Source organism: Micromonospora inositola, from assembly GCF_900090285.1.
In the GTDB taxonomy this organism is placed as follows: Bacteria; Actinomycetota; Actinomycetes; order Mycobacteriales; family Micromonosporaceae; genus Micromonospora; species Micromonospora inositola.
In genome coordinates this window covers 2,784,295-2,803,177 of record NZ_LT607754.1, presented here as the reverse complement: position 1 = coordinate 2,803,177, position 18,883 = coordinate 2,784,295, and the positions used below count along the sequence as shown (strand labels likewise).

Annotated in this window: 17 protein-coding genes; 9 read left to right on the top strand and 8 right to left on the bottom strand. The window is 72.0% G+C overall.

The window, feature by feature from the left end; translation table 11 throughout:
- The first annotated feature begins 24 nt into the window (after nt 1–24).
- From GA0070613_RS13485 to GA0070613_RS13460, 6 genes are all read left to right on the top strand, one after another.
- Nucleotides 25–1,629 (top strand): peptide ABC transporter substrate-binding protein, encoded by a 1,605-nt coding sequence (locus tag GA0070613_RS13485; protein WP_089012618.1) that lies wholly within the window; start codon nt 25–27, stop codon nt 1,627–1,629.
- A gap of 197 nt (nt 1,630–1,826) precedes the next feature.
- Nucleotides 1,827–2,765 carry an ABC transporter permease gene (locus tag GA0070613_RS13480; protein ID WP_089012617.1) on the top strand — a complete coding sequence of 313 codons (939 nt, stop codon included), beginning with the start codon at nt 1,827–1,829 and terminating at the stop codon, nt 2,763–2,765.
- A complete protein-coding gene (locus GA0070613_RS13475; RefSeq protein ID WP_089012616.1) occupies nt 2,758–3,714 on the top strand; it encodes an ABC transporter permease in 957 nt (318 codons plus the stop codon). The genes GA0070613_RS13480 and GA0070613_RS13475 overlap by 8 nt, the downstream gene beginning before the upstream one ends.
- A 7-nt stretch (nt 3,715–3,721) precedes the next feature.
- Nucleotides 3,722–4,759, top strand: a complete 1,038-nt coding sequence (locus tag GA0070613_RS13470) for an ABC transporter ATP-binding protein (RefSeq protein ID WP_089012615.1) — start codon at nt 3,722–3,724, stop codon at nt 4,757–4,759.
- Nucleotides 4,743–5,774, top strand: coding sequence for an ABC transporter ATP-binding protein (locus tag GA0070613_RS13465; protein ID WP_089012614.1), 1,032 nt, complete (start codon nt 4,743–4,745; stop codon nt 5,772–5,774). Before GA0070613_RS13470 ends, GA0070613_RS13465 begins: the two co-directional genes overlap by 17 nt.
- A 164-nt stretch (nt 5,775–5,938) precedes the next feature.
- Entirely contained in the window at nt 5,939–6,418 is a 480-nt protein-coding gene (locus GA0070613_RS13460; RefSeq protein ID WP_089012613.1) for a hypothetical protein, read from the top strand.
- Nucleotides 6,419–6,551: 133 nt separating this feature from the next.
- Here the strand turns inward: GA0070613_RS13460 and GA0070613_RS13455 are convergent, their stop codons facing one another.
- From GA0070613_RS13455 to purN, 4 genes are all read right to left on the bottom strand, one after another.
- Nucleotides 6,552–9,185 (bottom strand): beta propeller repeat protein, encoded by a 2,634-nt coding sequence (locus GA0070613_RS13455; protein ID WP_089012612.1) that lies wholly within the window; start codon nt 9,183–9,185, stop codon nt 6,552–6,554.
- A gap of 202 nt (nt 9,186–9,387) precedes the next feature.
- On the bottom strand, nt 9,388–9,867 hold the full coding sequence (locus GA0070613_RS13450; RefSeq protein WP_157746353.1) for a hypothetical protein: 480 nt from the start codon (nt 9,865–9,867) through the stop codon (nt 9,388–9,390).
- Between the two features lie 264 nt (nt 9,868–10,131).
- Nucleotides 10,132–11,703: a bifunctional phosphoribosylaminoimidazolecarboxamide formyltransferase/IMP cyclohydrolase gene (gene purH / locus GA0070613_RS13445; protein WP_089012610.1), complete on the bottom strand. Its 1,572-nt coding sequence runs from the start codon at nt 11,701–11,703 to the stop codon at nt 10,132–10,134.
- Nucleotides 11,700–12,320 carry a phosphoribosylglycinamide formyltransferase gene (gene purN / locus GA0070613_RS13440; protein WP_089012609.1) on the bottom strand — a complete coding sequence of 207 codons (621 nt, stop codon included), beginning with the start codon at nt 12,318–12,320 and terminating at the stop codon, nt 11,700–11,702. Before purN ends, purH begins: the two co-directional genes overlap by 4 nt.
- 183 nt (nt 12,321–12,503) lie before the next feature.
- Between purN and GA0070613_RS13435 the strand changes: the two genes are divergently transcribed.
- Nucleotides 12,504–12,797 (top strand): CD225/dispanin family protein, encoded by a 294-nt coding sequence (locus GA0070613_RS13435; RefSeq protein WP_089012608.1) that lies wholly within the window; start codon nt 12,504–12,506, stop codon nt 12,795–12,797.
- A gap of 37 nt (nt 12,798–12,834) precedes the next feature.
- Complete coding sequence (locus GA0070613_RS13430) at nt 12,835–13,458, top strand: DUF4190 domain-containing protein (protein WP_089012607.1); 624 nt, start codon at nt 12,835–12,837, stop codon at nt 13,456–13,458.
- A gap of 138 nt (nt 13,459–13,596) precedes the next feature.
- Here the strand turns inward: GA0070613_RS13430 and GA0070613_RS13425 are convergent, their stop codons facing one another.
- Nucleotides 13,597–14,958, bottom strand: a complete 1,362-nt coding sequence (locus GA0070613_RS13425) for a cell division protein PerM (RefSeq protein ID WP_231929769.1) — start codon at nt 14,956–14,958, stop codon at nt 13,597–13,599.
- 158 nt (nt 14,959–15,116) lie between these two features.
- Here GA0070613_RS13425 and GA0070613_RS13420 point away from each other — a divergent pair, with 158 nt between their 5' ends.
- The gene (locus tag GA0070613_RS13420; RefSeq protein WP_089012606.1) at nt 15,117–15,380 is read left to right on the top strand and encodes a hypothetical protein; all 264 of its coding nucleotides are present in this window, start codon (nt 15,117–15,119) and stop codon (nt 15,378–15,380) included.
- 47 nt (nt 15,381–15,427) lie between these two features.
- On the opposite strand, the gene sucD is transcribed toward GA0070613_RS13420, so the two are convergent.
- The 3 genes from sucD to GA0070613_RS32055 form a co-directional block, all read right to left on the bottom strand.
- Entirely contained in the window at nt 15,428–16,315 is an 888-nt protein-coding gene (gene sucD / locus GA0070613_RS13415; RefSeq protein ID WP_089012605.1) for a succinate--CoA ligase subunit alpha, read from the bottom strand.
- Between the two features lie 2 nt (nt 16,316–16,317).
- Nucleotides 16,318–17,496: an ADP-forming succinate--CoA ligase subunit beta gene (gene sucC / locus GA0070613_RS13410; RefSeq protein ID WP_089012604.1), complete on the bottom strand. Its 1,179-nt coding sequence runs from the start codon at nt 17,494–17,496 to the stop codon at nt 16,318–16,320.
- Between the two features lie 180 nt (nt 17,497–17,676).
- Nucleotides 17,677–18,507: a hypothetical protein gene (locus GA0070613_RS32055; protein ID WP_157746352.1), complete on the bottom strand. Its 831-nt coding sequence runs from the start codon at nt 18,505–18,507 to the stop codon at nt 17,677–17,679.
- Nucleotides 18,508–18,883: the final 376 nt, after the last annotated feature.

The following is an 18,883-nucleotide window of genomic DNA, read 5'->3' as shown; positions in this document are numbered from 1 at the left end:
AGCGTGAGGAGATGAGGAGGCTCAATGCGAGTTCGTAGGCTCGCCGCCTGGACCGCCCTCCCGCTCGCGGTGACCCTGGGCCTCGCGGCCTGCGGCAGCGGCGGAGGCAGCGGATCCGGCAGCAGCGACCCCAACGCGGCCGTAAGCATCCAGATCAGCGAGCCGCAGCACCTGGTTCCGTCGAACACCACCGAGGTATCGGGTGCCCAGGTGCTCGCCGGCCTGTTCAGCCCGCTCGTCGACTACGACGCGCAGAACAAGCCGTACGAGGTGGCGGCCCAGTCGGTGACGTCGTCGGACAACAAGGTCTGGACGATCAAGCTGAAGGACGGCTTCACCTTCCACAACGGTGAGAAGGTCACGTCCGAGGACTACATCAACGCGTGGAACTACGGCGCGTACGCCCCCAACGGCCAGGGCGGCAGCTACTTCTTCGAGAAGATCGCCGGCTACCAGGACCTGCAGGGCGAGAAGCCGAAGGCCAAGACGATGTCCGGGCTGAAGAAGGTCGACGACCTCACCTTCACCGTGACGCTGTCCGAGCCGTACATCGACTTCAAGACGATGCTCGGCTACACCTCCTTCTACCCGCTGCCCGAGGCCGCGTTCTCCGCCCCGGGCGTGCTGAAGGACTCGTACGAGCAGGCGCCGATCGGTCAGGGCCCGTTCAAGATGAAGGGCACCTGGCAGCACGACGCCAAGATCGACGTCGAGCGGTACGACGCGTACGCGGGCGAGAAGCCCAAGGTCAAGGGCGTCGAGTTCCGGGTCTACCAGCAGCTCAGCGCGGCCTACGCGGACGTGCAGGGGGACAACCTGGACGTCCTCCCGACGATCCCGACCGAGAACCTGAGCACCGCGCCGACCGACCTGGGCGACCGGTACCAGACCAGCCCGATGTCGTCGTTCCAGTTCCTGGCGTTCCCGACGTTCGACAAGAACTTCAGCAACCCGGACGTGCGCAAGGCCATCTCGATGGCGATCGACCGGGACGAGATCACCAAGTCGATCTTCAAGGGTTCGCAGCAGCCGGCCCGTTCGTTCGTCTCGCCGGTGCTGCCGGGCTACCGGGACAACACCACCGGTGCGGCGGGTGAATTCAACCCGACCGAGGCCAAGAAGCTCTACCAGGCCGCGGGCGGCCCGTCGAAGATCGTCATCTCCTACAACGGGGACGGCGGTCACAAGGACTGGGTCGACGCCACCGCCAACCAGCTGAAGGCCAACCTGGGCGTCGACGTGGTCGGCTCGGCCGAGCCGAAGTTCGCCGACCTGCTCACCAAGGTCGAGAAGAAGCAGCCGGTCGGCTTGTTCCGGATGGGCTGGGTCATGGACTACCCGTCCATGGAGGACTACCTCGGCCCGCTGTACAGCACCAACGGCTCGTCGAACTACTACGGCTACAGCAACCCGGAGTTCGACAAGCTGGTCAAGGAGGGTTCGGCCGCCAAGACGCAGGACGAGGCGATCGCCAAGTACCAGCAGGCGGAGGACATCCTGGCCAAGGACATGCCGGTGATCCCGCTCCGCTTCGGCGAGAACGTGTTCGGCCACTCGTCCAAGGTCAAGAACGTCGAGGTGGACCTGTTCCAGCGGGTCAACCTCGTCAAGATCGAAGCGGCCAGCTGAGCTGACCATGGTGCGGGCCACCCGGGCGACGACGCCCGGGTGGCCCGAACCGCGCTATCCGGCCCGGGCGGCACGCCCGGCGTCGGTGGCGGCGCCGGCCTCCCCCGGGCCGGACGGCATGCGCTTCGGATATTTCCGGTACGACCAGAGATGCCGTCCTGCGACCCTTTCGCATTTTTCCGGAGAGACTGCTAAGCATGTTCCGCTACATCTTGCGGCGCCTACTGCAGATGGTCCTCGCGTTCTTCGGGACCACCCTGATCGTCTATGCGCTGATGTTCGCCGGCCAGGGCGACCCCATCCAGGCCCTCGCGGGCGAACGGCCGGTGACGGCGGCCCAGCGGGCATACCTGACCGAGAAGTACCACCTGGACGCCACCGGCGTCGGTGGCTTCTTCTACCGCTACTTCGACTACGTCAAGAGCCTGCTCCAGGGTGACCTCGGCCAGTCGCTGACCGGCCGCCAGATCGGCGACATCCTTCAGGCGGCCTGGCCGGTCACCGTGCAGCTCGCGCTGATTGCGCTCGCCGTGGCGATCATCTTCGGCGTCACCGCCGGCGTGATCGCCGGCATCCGGCGGGCCAGCATCTTCGACAACTCGACGCTGGTGCTCACCCTGCTGGTGCTCGGCATCCCGACCATCGTGCTGGCGCCGCTCGCCCAGTACTTCCTGGGCGTCAAGTGGCAGCTCTTCCCGCCCACCGCCGGCGCCGAGCCGACTTTCTACGCGCTGCTGCTGCCGGGCATCGTGCTCGGCTCGCTGTCGCTGGCGACCGCGCTGCGGCTGACCCGTACCTCGGTGGCGGAGAACCTGCGCGCCGACTACGTGCGCACCGCCCGGTCCAAGGGCCTGGTCAAGCGCCGGATCGTCAGCGTCCACGTGCTGCGCAACTCGCTCATCCCGGTGGTCACCTTCCTCGGTGTCGAGCTGGGCAACCTGATGAGCGGCGCGATCATCACCGAGGGCGTCTTCAACATCCCCGGTGTGGGCTTCAACCTCTTCCGCGGCATCCGCACCGAGGACGGGCCGCTGGTGGTGGGCATCGTCAGCGTGCTCGTCGTGGTCTACCTGGTCTCGAATCTGGTGGTGGACGTCCTGTACGCCGTACTCGACCCGAGGATCCGCTATGAGTGACTTTGAGACGGTGGCGGCGACCGAGAACCAGGCCGCCCGCCGGGGCCCCTCCGGCGAGCCGGGCACGCCCAACCAGATCGGCGCGGCGCACAAGCCGCGCAGCCTGGCCGGCGACGCCTGGCGCGACCTGCGGCGCAACCCGATCTTCTGGATCTCGCTGGCGCTGGTGGTCATCTTCACCCTGATGGCCGTGGTCCCCGGCCTGTTCACGTCGAACGACCCGAGCGACTGCCTGCTCTCCCGGCAGCACGCCGGGCCGTCCGGCGGGGCCATCTTCGGGTACGACTTTCAGGGCTGCGACACGTACTCCCGCGCGGTCTACGGCACTCGCGCCTCGCTGCTGGTCGGCGCGCTCTCCGCGCTGGGCACCGGGGTGATCGCGCTGGTGATCGGCATGCTGGCCGGCTACTTCGGCCGCTGGATCGACGCGGTGCTCTCCCGCGTGATCGACGTGGTGCTCGGCATCCCGCTGCTGCTGGCCGCGATCGTGCTGCTCAAGCGGGTCGGCAACGCCAGCCCGACGGTCCGGATCACGGCGGTGATCTTCGTGCTGGCCATCCTCGGCTGGACCACGGCCGCCCGGGTGGTGCGCTCGTCGGTGATCACCGCGAAGGAGCAGGACTACGTCGCGGCGGCCCGGATGCTCGGCGCCGGCCACGGCCGGATCATGTGGCGGCACATCCTGCCGAACTCGCTGGCCCCGGCCATCGTGGTGCTGACCATCGCGCTCGGCTCGTTCATCGCCGCCGAGGCGACGCTCTCCTTCCTGGGCATCGGCCTCAAGGCGCCGACCATCTCGTGGGGCCAGGACATCGACACCGGCCGGATCCACATGCGGGAGTCGGCGACGCCGCTGATCGTCCCCTCGACCTTCCTCGCGCTGACCGTGCTGGCGTTCATCATGCTCGGCGACGCGATCCGTGACGCCTTCGACCCGAAGCTGCGGTGACACTCTCATGACCCAGTCCGCTGTCCGGCCGACGCCGGCTTCTCCCACCCCGCCCGGCGGCCACCTGCTCGAGGTACGCGACCTGCACGTCGAGTTCCGCACCCACGAGGGCGTGGCCCGGGTGATCAACGGGGTCTCGTACCACCTGGACGCCGGCGAGACGCTGGCCGTGCTCGGCGAGTCCGGCTCCGGCAAGTCGGTCACCGCGCAGGCGATCATGGGCATCCTCGACACTCCCCCGGCGCACGTCCGCTCCGGCCAGATCCTGTACCAGGGCCGGGACCTGCTGACCCAGTCGGAGGAGCAGCGCCGGCAGGTGCGTGGCAAGGAGATCGCGATGATCTTCCAGGACGCGCTCTCCGCGCTGAACCCGGTCTTCCCGGTCGGCTGGCAGATCGGCGAGACGCTGCGCCAGCGCGAGGGGATGTCCAAGGCCGACGCCCGACGCCGGGCGGTCGAGCTGATGGACCTGGTGAAGATCCCGGCGGCGGCGAAGCGGCTGGGCGACTACCCGCACCAGTTCTCCGGCGGCATGCGGCAGCGCGTCATGATCGCGATGGCGCTGGCGCTGGACCCGAAGGTGCTGATCGCCGACGAGCCGACCACGGCGCTCGACGTCACCGTGCAGGCCCAGATCATGGACCTGCTGGCCGACCTGCGCCGCGACCTCAACATGGCGATGATCCTGATCACCCACGACCTCGGCGTGGTCGCCGGCGTCGCGGACCGGATCGCGGTCATGTACGCCGGCCGGATCGTCGAGCACGCCGACGTGCGCTCGCTGTACCGGGCGCCGGCCCACCCGTACACCAAGGGGCTGCTCGAGTCGATCCCGCGGATGGACGTACGTGGGCAGGCCCTCTCCACCATCAAGGGGCTGCCGCCGAACCTGATGCGGATCCCCTCCGGCTGCCCGTTCCACCCCCGGTGCCCGTACGTGCAGCAGGTCTGCGTGGACGTGGTGCCGCACGACCTGGTCCTCGGCGACGGCCGGACCAGCGCGTGCCACTTCGCGCAGGAGGTCCGTGATGACAGCGCCCGCTAGCCCGACCAAGGTCCGCGGCGAGACGATCCTCTCCGTCGACAACGTGGTCAAGCACTTCCCGATCAGCCAGGGGGTGCTGTTCAAGAAGCAGACCGGGGCGGTCAAGGCCGTCGACGGGGTGAGCTTCGAGCTGCGCCGGGGCGAGACGCTCGGCATCGTCGGCGAGTCCGGCTGCGGCAAGTCGACCCTCGCCCGGCTGCTGATGCGGCTGGAGACCCCGACCGCCGGTCGGGCCACCCTGGAGGGGAAGGACCTGTTCAAGGCCTCCGGGTCGGAGCTGCGCCGGCTGCGCCGCAACATGCAGATGGTGATGCAGGACCCGTACACCTCGCTGAACCCGCGGATGACGGTCGGCGACATCATCGGCGAGCCGTTCGAGATCCACCCGGACGCCGCGCCGAAGGGCAGCAAGCAGAAGCGGGTGCAGGAGCTGCTGGACGTGGTCGGGCTCAACCCCGAGCACATCAACCGCTACCCGCACCAGTTCTCCGGCGGCCAGCGGCAGCGCATCGGCATCGCCCGGGCTCTGGCCCTGCGGCCGGAGATCATCGTCTGCGACGAGCCGGTCTCGGCCCTGGACGTGTCGATCCAGGCCCAGGTGATCAACCTGCTGGAGCAGCTCCAGGACGAGTTCGGGCTGTCGTACATCTTCATCGCGCACGACCTGTCGGTGGTCCGGCACATCTCCGACCGGGTCGCGGTGATGTACCTCGGCAAGATCGTGGAGATCGGCACCGAGGACGAGATCTACGAGCGGGCCACCCACCCGTACACCCAGGCCCTGCTCTCGGCGGTGCCGGTGCCCGACCCGGACGCCCGCGACGACCGGAACATCATCCGGCTCACCGGCGACGTGCCGAGCCCCGCCGACCCGCCGAGCGGCTGCCGGTTCCGCACCCGCTGCTGGAAGGCCCAGGACATCTGCGCCACCCAGGAGCCGCACACCGTGCTCCGCGCGGCCGACCCGCACCCCTCGGCCTGCCACTTCGCCGAGGTCCGCCCCCCGGCCGCCTGACCTGCATCCCCGCGGCCTGCGCGGCCCTCGCCGTCGATCATGAAGTTGTTGTCGCGACACGCCGACCCGGCGGTCGACAAACTTCATGATCGACACGTGTCTCCCCCGGGGGTTGACCGGGGCGGGAGACTCGAGGGATGGGGATTCGCCGATGGGTTGTGGCAGTGGCGGGGCTGGTGCTGGTGGCCGGGTGTGACGGCGGCGGGTCGCCGGGCGGGGCGAGTGGGGGCGCGTCGCCGCAGGGTGGGGTGAGCGGGGCGGCGCGCGCCGACGGTGCGGTGCCGGCCCCGAGCTGCCCACCCGACAACCTGTACGGCGGGCCGATGGGCTCCGGTGGCGAGGTGGCCGGGACGCCCGGGGTGTTCTGGGGGCTGCTCTTCCTGGGCGGGGAGCGGCTGCCGGCCGGCGAACCGGTCAAGATCGCGCTGCGGGTCACCGGCTCCGGTGAGCTGACGCTACGCGCCGTCGGGCCCGACGGCGCCACCGTCGACCCCCAGTCGATCGACTCCCACGACGGCAGCACCTGGGCCCGCCCCGGCGACGAGTGGGGCTCCTACTGGGTCTTCCCCACTCCGGGATGCTGGACCATCCAGGCCGAGCGCACCGACGGCACCCGGGGTGCCCTCACCCTCCGCGCCGGCTGAGCCTCCTCCGGGGTACGACCAGGCCGCCATGCGCGGACGACGCAGGCCCCGCCCCCGATACGGGGGACGGGGCCTGCTGGTGTCCGGCCGGCGGTCCGGCCCGGATCGGGAGCCGGCCCGGACCGCCGACGTCTCAGAGCTGGGCCAGGTCGAACGCCCAGATGCCGCGGCCGTGGGTGGCCACGTAGACCGAGTTGTCCACCGCGTTGTACTCGACGTCCATGCCGACGGTCAGCGGCAGGCCGGCGCCGAGCCGCTGCCAGTCGGTGGCGCCGGGCCCGCGGTAGAAGGTGGCCAGGTCGGTGGCCAGCACCAGGGCGCCGTTCGACAGCTCCCTGATCGAACTGGCCGGCACGTCCGGCAGGTTCGCCGAGACGTCCTTCCAGGTCGCGCCCGCGTCGGTCGTCTCGTAGACGTGGCCGACGCCGGCGCCCGGCCCCTCGGTGAACCGCCGGGAGAACCCGTTGATCGCGAGGAAGGCGTGCGCCGGGTCGGCCGGGTCGACGCCGGCGCCCTGCACGAACCGGTTCGGGAAGTCCGCCGGCAGGGTGAGCTGGTGCCAGCTCGCCGGGTCGTTCACCTTGCCGACCGCGACGCCCCGGGCGAACCCGGCATTGTTGCAGGGACCGCACCAACCGACGTACGCCGTGCCGCCGGAGACGCCCACCGAGGTGGCGGTGTGGCCGGCGCCCAGGTCGAAGACGTTCGTCCAGCCCTTGCCGTTGGAGATCGAGTAGCCCTTGGTGTTGACCCAGACGTGCTGGCCACCGGCGACCCACACGTTCGCGTCCCTGGCGTCCGGGGAGAACGGCGCGATGAACCGGGCCAGCTCGTCGCCCGGTGCCGAGGTGTACGGCTGGATGTCCCGCGAGGTCGAGGTCTCCGCCGTGCCCGGGCCCGGGTTGGCGTTGCAGTTCTCGGTCACCCGCATGGCCAGGTTGGTGTATTCCTGGACCTGCCGGCAGCCGTTCGCCGGGTCGGCCAGCGAGTCGCCGCCGTCACCGCCGAAGTTCGAGCCCATCACGGTGTCGCCGGCACGCAGCACCGAGGCGCCGTTGTCCTGGAGACCGCCGGAGACCACGGTGCCGGCCTTGGCCGGGTCCTTGCCGACCGAGACCGAGTAGTACTGGAGGGCGTCGATGGTGCCGTCGTTCAGGCTCTGCCAGTCGGTCGCGTGACCGTCCTTGTCGGTCTTGCCGCTGATCGGCCGGCGGTAGATGCCACCGTCGTTGCCGACGTAGACGAAACCGTTGCCCACCGCCACGGAGTGCTGGTCCGAGTGGGTGGTCTTGTTGCACTTGTTCTGCGCGTCGTAGATGTTCCAGCAGGAGAATCCGAAATTCCAGTACGGCCCGACGGTCTTCCAGTTGGCGCCCGCGTCGGTCGACTCGTAGACCTCCTCCAAGCCCGCCCAGACGTGGTTCGGGTTGGCCGGGTCGACCGTGAGGAACTGGTTGTACCAGGCCTGGATGCCCGGGCCGTAGCCCTTGCCGATCACGGTCTGCTTGAGCGCCGAGCCGGAGTTGCCCAGCTTGGACGAGTCGGCGATCTTGTTCCACGGGCCGGCCGGGGAGCCGGTGTTGGAGACGTAGATGCCGTCCAGGTAGCTGTTGACGTTGCCGGCCGGCTTGTTGAGCAGCTTCGGCGACTGGTTGATCGCGTACAGCTTGCCGCCGTCGGCGGAGAACGCGAACGTCACGTAGCCGATGTCGTCGGCCGGCATGGCGCCACCCGGGTTGACCTTCGCCCAGCCGCCGGCCGTGTAGTCGGCGGTCTCGTAGAAGCCGTTGTAGGTGTCGCCCGACCGCCAGGCCGAGGCCACCACCACGTGCTTCGGGTTGCGCGGGTCGTCGGCCACGTCGTTGACGATGTTCTTGTACGCCGCGTTCGCCGTGCCCGCGTCCGCCCCGCCCGGCAGGTAGCTCGGGTTCGGCGCGAATTCGAACTTCCACGCCCCGGCAGTGCTGGTCATCGCGTGCGAGTAGAGGCCCCGGTTGGTGGCGGCCCAGACCTTGCCGTCGAAGAACCGGAGCTTGTTGATGACCGTGCTCTCCAGTTCGGCGCCACCGACCCGGTCGGTGGTGCTGAACCGGCCGGTCTTCGGGCTGGCCAGCCGGTAGACGCCGGCGCCGACGTACGAGGTCGCGCCGGTGTTCGCCTCGCCGGTGGCGTACCAGAGCGAGCCGTCCGCGGCCAGCACCACGTCGCCGCTGGACAGGGTGGGCAACTGGTCCGCGATCGGCGTCCAGCTCCCGCCGCCGATCGAGGACCGCCACACACCACCGTCGGCACCGGCCGCGTAGACGAACCCGCTGTTGTCCGCCGCGAGGCCGGTGATCCGACCGGTCACCAGGCCCGCGCCCCCGGAGGAGTTGGAGGCGTAGTCGCGGTAGCGGGGGTCGTCCCCGTCGTACTTGATCTTCGTGACCTCGCGCCAGTTGCCCTTGGTGGCGGCCAGCCCGTTGAGCTGGCTCAACGCGTTGGAGTACGCGCCCGGCGCGACGATGCCCGGCGCGGAGCGGGCCTGGGCGAACTGCTCGGCGATGACCCGGGCCTCGAAGGCCTCCTCGCCGGCCTCTTCCGAGTTCTCCCCGGCCGCCATCTCGGCGAACTCCCGGGCGTGCCAGGGCAGGTTGGCGCCGGGCTCCTGGGCGAGGCCGAGGGCCTCGAGGACCTCGTGGTTGGTGGCCGCGACGCCACCGAGCGCGGCGGTCAGCACCAGCGCGCCCGCGATTGTCGCCGGCTTGCGCCAGCGGAATTTCGACATGTGAATCCTCCAGGATTCAGGGAGGTCCCGGGCAGGGTGGGCCCGGGGAGGGAGACCACGGCGGCGGATGGCGCGCCGTGGCATGTGGACTGGTGACCGGACGGGCACCGTCCGGACTCGACCCTCGTCGCGCTGCGGCGTCCACATCCGGTGAACGGGCCACCCGGGCGTCGGGCCCCGCGGGACCGGGCTGCGGGGAGGGTCAGGCGGTGGCGGGTGGCGCCCGGGTGAGCAGGGCGCCCCGGGGCGGCAGCGGGACGACCGGCGGCCGGTAGCGGGTCGCGGCACGGACGGCGACCGTCGTGCCGTCGACCCGCAGGGGCGCGCCGAGGAGGAGGTCGTCCGGTCCGTCGGTCTGGCCGACGCCGGCGCGGTGGTCACCACAGGGCCCGCCGGGAACCTCCGCCCGCAGCTCCGACGGAGTGTCGGGGTGCGCGTGGCGCTCCCCGACGACCCGGGGGCCGCCGGACGGCGGGGCGGCAGGGTGCGGCGTGGTGACCGGGGCGACGACGCGCCGTACGTCAGGAGGGACGACGTGCGACGCGTCGTGGACGATCGACCGGTGCGCGGCGGTGACCACCGCGCCGGGCAGGTGGGCCTCCGCGCAGGCCGGCGCGCCCAGGCCGGCCAGGACGAACGCCAGCGCGACGACGACGGCGCTCAACCGGTCGCACATGCGCATGGGCCAACCTGTCGGAACGAGGTATGTCGGACGCCGCTCGGGCGGGCGGCCGGGGCCGCGGGCGGGAGACGGGTGGTAAGGAGTACCCGGGGGGTCGATCGCTTGCTGCCGGGATCACGCTAGCAACACCAATTGCCGACCGGCAACGGGTTGATGGTCGAACTTTCGGCTGCTCAGCGGGACGACAGAGGGAGCGCTCCCGAGTGGAGGCTCAACGCGGAGGCGGGGCGCGGCCGCCGGCCGCGCCCCGCCTCCCACGACGTGTCAGTGGAAGAAGTGCCGGGTGCCGGTGAGGTACATGGTCACCCCGGCCTCCTTCGCCGCGGCGATGACCTCCTCGTCGCGGATCGAGCCGCCGGGCTGGACGATCGCCCGGACGCCCGCATCGATCAGGATCTTCGGCCCGTCCGCGAACGGGAAGAACGCGTCCGACGCGCAGACCGACCCGCGGGCCCGGTCGGCGCCGGCCCGGCTGACCGCGAGCTGCGCCGAGTCGACCCGGTTCACCTGGCCCATGCCCACGCCGACGGTCGCGCCGTCCCTGGCCAGCAGGATCGCGTTGCTCTTCACCGCGCGCACCGCCCGCCAGGCGAAGGCGAGGTCCCGCAGGGTCGCCTCGTCGGCCGCCTCGCCGGTGGCCAGCCGCCAGTTCGCCGGGTCGTCGCCCGCGGCGTCGATCCGGTCCCGCAGCTGCACCAGGACGCCGCCGGTGACCTGTCGCCACTCCGCCGGCAGCGGGTTGAACTCCGGGGCGCGCAGCAGCCGGATGTTCTTCTTCCCCTGGAGGATCTCCACCGCGCCCTCGGCGAACCCGGGCGCCACCAGCACCTCGGTGAAGATCTCGGAGACCTGGCGGGCCAGCTCCACGCTCACCGGGCGGTTCACCGCGATCACCCCGCCGTACGCCGACACCGGGTCGCAGGCGTGCGCCTTGCGGTGCGCTTCGGCCACGTCCGCGCCGACCGCGATGCCGCACGGGTTGGCGTGCTTGATGATCGCCACCGCCGGCTGGTCGGCGAAGTCGTTCGCGGCCCGCCAGGCGGCGTCCGCGTCGACGTAGTTGTTGTAGGACATCTCCTTGCCGTGCAGCTGCTCGGCCTGGGCCAGGCCGGCCGGGCTGTCCGGGTCGGCGTAGAGGGCCGCCGCCTGGTGCGGGTTCTCGCCGTAGCGCAGCACCGCCTGCCGGCGCAGCGCCAGTCCGGCGAACTCCGGCCACCCGTCGGCGGCCGGGGCCAGGGTCGCGGCGAACCACTCGGCGACCGCCACGTCGTACTCGGCGATGTCGGCGAAGGCGCGGGCGGCGAGCGCCCGGCGCTGGGCCAGCGTGAAGCCGCCCGCGCCGAGCGCGGCCAGCAGCGCCGGGTACGCGGCCGGGTCGGTCACCACGGCGACCGAGGCGTGGTTCTTGGCGGCGGCCCGGACCATCGCCGGTCCGCCGATGTCGATCTGCTCGACGCACTCGTCCTGGCTGGCGCCGGAGGCGACGGTGGCCTGGAACGGGTAGAGGTTCGAGACCAGCAGGTCGATCCCGGCGATGCCGTGCTCGTCGAGCTGGGCGGCGTGGGAGTCCTTGCGCAGGTCGGCGAGGAGGCCACCGTGGATCTTCGGGTGCAGCGTCTTCACCCGGCCGTCGAGGATCTCCGGGAAGCCGGAAACCTGCTCCACCGGGGTCACCGGCACGCCCGCGCCGGCGATCGTCGACGCGGTGCTGCCGGTCGAGACGATCTCCACCCCGGCGTCGTGCAGGGCCCGGGCCAGCTCGACCAGGCCGGTCTTGTCGTAGACGCTGACCAGCGCCCGCCGGATCGGGCGGCGCTCGTCCTGAGTGGAGCTCACGGCACGGTGACCTTTCTTCCGGTGATCGTCCAACCTTCACGGACCAGCCGGCCGACCTGCTCGACGAGCTGGAGCCGCTCGGCTTCCTTGATGCGCTCGGTGAGCGCCTCCTCGTCGTCGTCGTTCAGCACGGGCACGGCGACCTGGGCGACGATCGGGCCGGTGTCCATCCCGGCGTCGACGAAGAAGAGGGTGGCGCCGGTGACCTTCACGCCGTAGGCGAGGGCGTCCCGGGGGCCGTGGATGCCGGGGAACGCCGGCAGCAGGGTGTTGTGCGTGTTGAGGTAGCGGTCGCCGAACGCGGCCAGGAAGTGCGGGCCGACGAGCTTCAGGAAGCCGGCGCTGATGACCAGGTCGGGCCGGTGCTCCGCGACGTGCGCGGTCAGCGCCTTGTCCCAGTCCGCCCGGGTCGGGTGGTCCTGCACCCGGTCGACGAAGGTCGGCACCCCGGCCGCGGCGGCCCGGTCCAGGCCCGCGATCCCGTCCCGGTCGGCGCCCACGGCGACCACCCGGGCTCCGTACGCGGGGTCGGCGGCGGCGTCCAGCAGCGCCTGGAGGTTGCTGCCGGAGCCGGAGACGAGGACGACGAGGCGGGCGACGGACGCGGGCTCGGTCACGCGGCCAACCCTATCGGGCAGGTCGGAGCGTCCAGCCGTCGGGCAGCGACGATTCGGGTGATCACCCGAGTGGCGCCGACACGATACGCTGCCGGTCCCTCGGTGTCCGGCGTACGCCCGGCCCCGCACCCGTCAGTGAACCGGCACCGCAGCCGTGCCGATGGAACGAGGAGTACGCCCGCCATGCAGCCTGGTTACCCGCAGCAGCAGCCGCCGCAGATCGACAACAACATGACGATGTCGATCGTCTCGATCTTCCTGTTCTGGCCGTTGGCCATCCCGGCCATCATCAACGCGTCCAAGGTGAACCCGCTGCTCCAGCAGGGTGACTACGCGGGCGCCCAGGCGGCCGCCGCCGAGTCCAAGAAGTGGTCGAAGCTGGCCCTCATCATCGGCATCATCTGGATCGCCCTGACGGTCGTGTGCTGCCTCGCCGGTGGCCTGGCCGGGATCATGGGTGGCAGCAGCTCGAACTAACCGACCCCCGACCCCCAGTCTGAGGAGCACCCTGCAAATGCAGCCCGGTTACCCCGGTCAGGACCCGTACGGCCAGCAGCCGCCGCAGGACCCGACCGCCCCGCAGTACCAGGACCCGCACGCCCAGCCGCCGCAGGCGCCGCAGTACGGGCAGCAGCCCCCGGCCGGCCAGCCCTACGGCCAGCCGCAGGACCCGTACGCCCAGCCGCAGGCGCCGCAGTACGGGCAGCAGCCGACCTCGGGGCAGCCGTACGGCCAGCCGACCTCCGGCCAGCCCTACGGCCAGCCGACCTCGGGGCAGCCGTACGGCCAGCAGCCGTACCAGGACCCGTACGGTCAGCACCCGCCCTACGGCGCGGCGCCGACCTACCCGAACGCCGGCTACCCGATGCCGCAGGGACAGAACAACACCCTCGGCCTGATCGGCATGATCGTCGGCATCACGTCCATCGTGCTCGGCCTCTGCTGCGGCGGGATCGGCATCCCGTTCGGCATCGCCGGTGTGGTGCTCGGCGTCCTGGGCCAGAAGAAGGCCCAGCAGGGCGAGGCGAGCAACGGCGGCCAGGCCAAGACCGGCCTGATCTGCGGCGCGGTGGGCATCGTGCTCGGCCTCGTCGTCGCCATCGCGGGCGCCGCGATCAACTGGAGCAACTTCGCCTGACCCGGCTCGGCGAGGGGCGTCCGGCGTGGCCGGGCGCCCCTCGCCGTGTCCGGCCCCGCCCGGCACGCCGCCCGCCGATCGGCGTCGATCAAGCGGTGCGCGTCGCGGGACGGGACGTCCCGGACGTGAACGTCCTGCTCAGCGCGGCCCGGCCGGCGGGCGGGGCACCGCTGGGCGGTGGGCGCCGGGATCGGGGTGGGCGGAGCGGGCCGGGGCGGCGGGGCGGGCGAGGAGCTTGGTGCCGGCGGCGCCGAGCAGCGCGCCGGCCGCCACGACCACGGCGGCCATCCCGGCCACCTGCCAGGGCACCGGGCCGACCTCGGCCAGCCGGCCACCGCCGAGCGACCCGCCGGAGGCAGCGGCGGCCGCGCCGAGCAGCAGGCCGGCGACCGGTCCGGCGAGCGCCGCCGGGGCGAGCAGCGGCCCCCAGCCGACCACCACGCGGTCCTCGGCGGCCACGCGCAGCAGCCGCCGGGCGAGCAGCCAGCCGGCGGCCATCCCGGCCAGCACCGGCACCGCGAGCAGTCCGGCGCCGAGCCCGTCGACCGGCCCGCGCGGCAGCCCGGCCAGCAGCGGTACGGCCGGCAGCGCGCCGACGGAGACCTCGCTGGTCCGCACCGCCGTGTCGGTGCCGACGGCGAACCCGGGGCCGAGCAGGTAGGCGGCCGACCAGACGGTGGCGTTCGGCGCGTACGCGAGGCTGACCAGGGTGATGCCCGCCTGACCGGCCACCCCGGTCCGGTACGCCCCGATCATGTCGGCGGCGTCGCCGCCGCCGGTCGCCACCGACAGGCCGGCCGCCCCGGCGCCCGCGCCGAGCAGCAGCAGCCCGGCGACCAGCCCGGTCCGCACCCCGTCCCGCAGCGGCGGCGGGGAACGCCGGGCGAGCAGCACCGACACGCCCGTGGTACGCAACGCGCCGACCAGCGCCGACAGTGCGCCGAAGACCGCGAAGGTGACCGCCGCCCGGACCGGGGACACTCGCGGGCCGCCCGCGCCGACGACGATCGCGGCGAGGGCGCCGAGCAGCGCGTACCCGATGCCGACCGCGACCGCGACCGCGAGCGCCTGCCGCGGCGAGCGACCGGCGCGGGCGCCGATGGCCCGGCTGACGTGCACCCCGGCCCGGGTCAACCGCCAGACCGCCAGCGCGGCCAGCGCCAGCGGGGCCAGGCCGAGCGGGCCGGCGGCGGTCTCCAGCGGCACCCCGTGGCCGAGCAGCCAGCCGGCCAGCCCGGTGCGCAGCGCCCCCGACAGCGATCCGGCGTCCTCACTGAGCTGGGCCAGGCCGAGCACGACGGTGACCGGCAGCCAGGACGTGAGAGCCGCCCAGCCGGCCGCCACGCCGGCGGCGACGGGCAGCGGCGCCCGGCCGCGCGGCGTCTCCCCCGACCGGGCCGCGGGCACCCGGGACGCCGACCGGGCGCGGCCGGGCGGCCGGGTGTCGGCGGCGACTCCGGCGGCGGGGCGGCGGGGCTGGTCAGGGGTGACGGGTGACATCCGCTCTACTCTGGCATGCCGCACGAGCGGCGGCAGTCCGACACCGGCCCCAGAGGGCGGCGAGTTCGGTGATCCACCGGCTTCCCCGCCCCGATCCGGTTTAGCCTCGGCCCAGGACGCGACCTTCCTGTCGCGGCACCGACCGCTCGGAGGAAGCCGTGAACGCTCCGTATCCGCCGCCGCCACCGCCGCCGGCCGCCGGCCGGGACCGCACCACCCTCTGGGGCGTACTGGGCATCGTCCTCGGCCTGATCTGCTGCGGCATCCTCGGCATCGTCTTCGGCTGGCTCTCGATCCGGGACGCGAAACGGTTCGGCAAGTCCCCGGTGCTCGGCTACCTGGCCATCGCGTTCGGCGTGATCAACATCGTCGGCAGCGCGATCTGGCGGGCCAGCGGCCGCGGCCTGTACTGGTACAGGTGAGGGGGCCGACCGCATCCGGTCGACCCCCTCAACATGTCACGTACGGCTCAGCCGGCGGACATGATCTCCCGCATCAGCTTGGCGGTCTCGGTCGGGGTCTTGCCGACCTTCACGCCGACGGCCTCGAGGGCCTCCTTCTTCGCCTCGGCGGTGCCCGCCGAGCCGGAGATGATCGCGCCGGCGTGACCCATGGTCTTGCCGGGCGGCGCGGTGAAACCGGCGATGTAACCGACCACCGGCTTGGTGACATTGGCCTTGATGAACTCGGCGGCCCGCTCCTCGGCGTCGCCACCGATCTCACCGATCATCACGATGGCGTCGGTCTCCGGGTCGGCCTCGAACGCGGCCAGGGCGTCGATGTGCGTGGTCCCGATGATCGGGTCACCGCCGATGCCGACGCAGGTCGAGAAGCCGATGTCACGCAGCTCGTACATCATCTGGTAGGTCAGCGTGCCGCTCTTGCTGACCAGGCCGATCCGGCCGGTGCCGGTGATGTCGGCCGGGATGATGCCGGCGTTGGAGGCGCCCGGCGAGGCGATGCCCGGGCAGTTCGGCCCGATGATCCGGGTCCGCTCGCCCTTGGCCACGTTGTACGCCCAGAAGGCGGCGGTGTCGTGCACCGGGACGCCCTCGGTGATCACCACGGCCAGGTCGATGCCGGCGTCGATCGCCTCGACGACCGCGCCCTTGGTGAACTGCGGCGGCACGAAGATGACCGTGACGTCGGCCCCGGTCTCCTTGATGGCGTCCGCGACGGACGCGAAGACCGGCAGCTCGGTGCCGTCGAAGTCGACCGTCTGACCCGCCTTGCGCGGGTTGACGCCGCCGACCACGTTGGTGCCGGCGGCGAGCATCCGCCGGGTGTGCTTGGAACCCTCGGAACCGGTCATCCCCTGCACGATGACCTTGGAGTCCTTGGTCAGCCAGATAGCCATGATCAGACCCCCGCAGCTGCCAGCTCGGCGGCCCGCTCGGCCGCGCCGTCCATGGTGTCCACCCGCTGCACGAGCGGGTTGTTCGCGCCGTCGAGGATCGCCCGACCGGCCTCGGCGTTGTTGCCGTCGAGGCGGACGACGAGCGGCTTGGTGATCTTCTCGCCCCGCTGCTCGAGCAGCCCCAGCGCCTGGATGATGCCGTTGGCGACCTCGTCGCAGGCGGTGATGCCGCCGAAGACGTTCACGAAGACGCTCTTCACCGACGGGTCCGACAGGACGATCTCGAGGCCGTTCGCCATCACCGCGGCGCTCGCGCCACCGCCGATGTCGAGGAAGTTCGCCGGCTTGACGCCGCCGTGCCGCTCACCGGCGTACGCGACCACGTCGAGGGTCGACATGACCAGACCCGCGCCGTTGCCGATGATGCCGACCTCGCCGTCGAGCTTGACGTAGTTGAGGTCCTTCTCCTTGGCCGCCTGCTCCAGCGGATCCACCGAGGCCTGGTCGACCAGGGCCTCGTGGTCCGGGTGCCGGAACGCGGCGTTCTCGTCCAGGGTGACCTTGGCGTCGAGCAGCAGCAGCTTGCCGTCCGCGTTCTTCGCCAGCGGGTTCACCTCGACCAGCGTGGCGTCCTCGGCGACGAACGCCTGCCACAGCTTGACCGCGATGTCGACGACCTGGTCGGCGACCTCGGCCGGGAAGCGGGCGGCGGTCACGATCTCGCGGGCCTTCGCCTCGTCGACGCCGGTGTTGGCGTCGATCGGGGCCTTGACCACCTTGTCCGGGGTCTCGGCGGCGACCTGCTCGATGTCCATGCCGCCGGCGACGCTGGCGATGCAGAGGAAGGTGCGGTTCGCCCGGTCGAGCAGGTACGAGAAGTAGTACTCCTCGGCCACGTCCGCGGTCACGGTGATCATGACCTTGTGAACCGTGTGACCCTTGATGTCCATGCCGAGAATGTCGGTGGCCCGGGCCACCGTCTCCTCCGCGCCCTCGGCCAGCTTGACGCCGCCGGCCTTGCCTCGGCCGCCGACCTTCACCTGCGCCTTGACGACCACCCGACCGCCGAGGCGTTCGGCGATCGCGCGGGCCTCCTCCGGGGTAGTGGCGACGCCGCCGGCGAGCACGGGCAACCCGTGCCGCTCGAACAGGTCCCGCCCCTGGTACTCGTACAGGTCCACGATTGCGCGTCCCGTCCCGTCTCCGCGGCGCGCCGTCGCGCCGCCACCAGCGTTGGAAAATCAGTTTGACGCCTGTCATCAGATGAGACAGGTCATTTGCCGCAGCCTAACGAGATGGGAACCGGGGGCAACCGAGCGGGTGCGGGGTGTGCGGTAATGCACAGCCGCCGGCCCGACCGGTCAGGCCACCCGGCAGCGGCCGGCCGAGTAGTGGACCACCGCCGTCATGATCTCCTGCTCCGACCGGTCGGCGAAGTTGACCGTGGCGGTGAAGCCGGTGCCGAAGAAGGCCTGCTGCATCCCCGCGTCGAGCGCGGTGAACGCGCCCAGGTCGCCGCCGGCCCGCGGGTCGCGCGCCCGCACGCAGAGCATCTTCTCCAGCCCCCAGCGCCGCCGGTAGATCTGGTCGATCGCCTCCCACGGCAGCCAGATCGCCTGCCCCCGGGTCGGCCGGGTCTTGATCCAGAGCCCGGCCGGGCCCACCGCGAGCACCGGACCGCCGGACGAGACCAGCCAGAGCTGGAGACCGACCACCAGGGCGAAGAAGAACATGATCAGCGGTACGGCGAGCAGGATCTCCGCGCCGCCGTTCTCGGACGACGCGGCCAGCCCCATCGGGCAGGCGATCACCAGCCCGATCAGCAGGGTCAGGCCGCCCAGGGCCAGCGCCCGCTTGCGCAGACTCGGCCGGGCGACGAACGGCTGGTCCTCCGGGATCCGCTTCGCCCGTCGCGCCGCCGGGGGCTGCCAGGGCGGCGGTAACTGCGCCGGCCCGCCCGGCGGCGGCCACCCACCACCGGCGTACGCCTGCGGCGGCCCCGACCACCCCGGACCCGGCCCGCCCGGATACCCCTGCTGCGGCGGCCCCGACCACCCCGGCCCACCCGGCGGCGGCCCCGACCACCCAGGGCCCGGCCCGCCCGGCTGCCCCTGCTGCGGCCAGCCGGTGGCCGGTGGGGCCGGCGGCCACCCGTCGGCGGGGTTCGGTTGCGGGTGCGGCGGCTGGTTCACGGCGGGCTCCCGGCGGGATCGTCGACCGCGGAACGCGGTGCGGGGAGCCACAGGGTAGGCCAGCGGCGCGGCGGGAAGGACCCCCGGTTGACGCGGCGCCGACCCGCCCGGACCCCCGCCGCGCCCACGGTCGGCTCCATGTCGCCGAGGTGGGCTGTCGGACTCGCCCGGCCAGCCCACCATGGCGGATCCGGAGTGGATCAAGCCGAACGGGCTTGGCATCGGACCGGGAGAGGGCCGGGCGCGGGCCCGGCGGAGGAGCGTCGCCGCGGCCGCCGCGAATGTCGGTTCAGCCGTCCGGGGGATGTTGTGGAAGATGCGTAACCCTGCCGTGGGGGCATCGTTGAGTCTGATGTCGGAGCGCTGATTCAGTGCG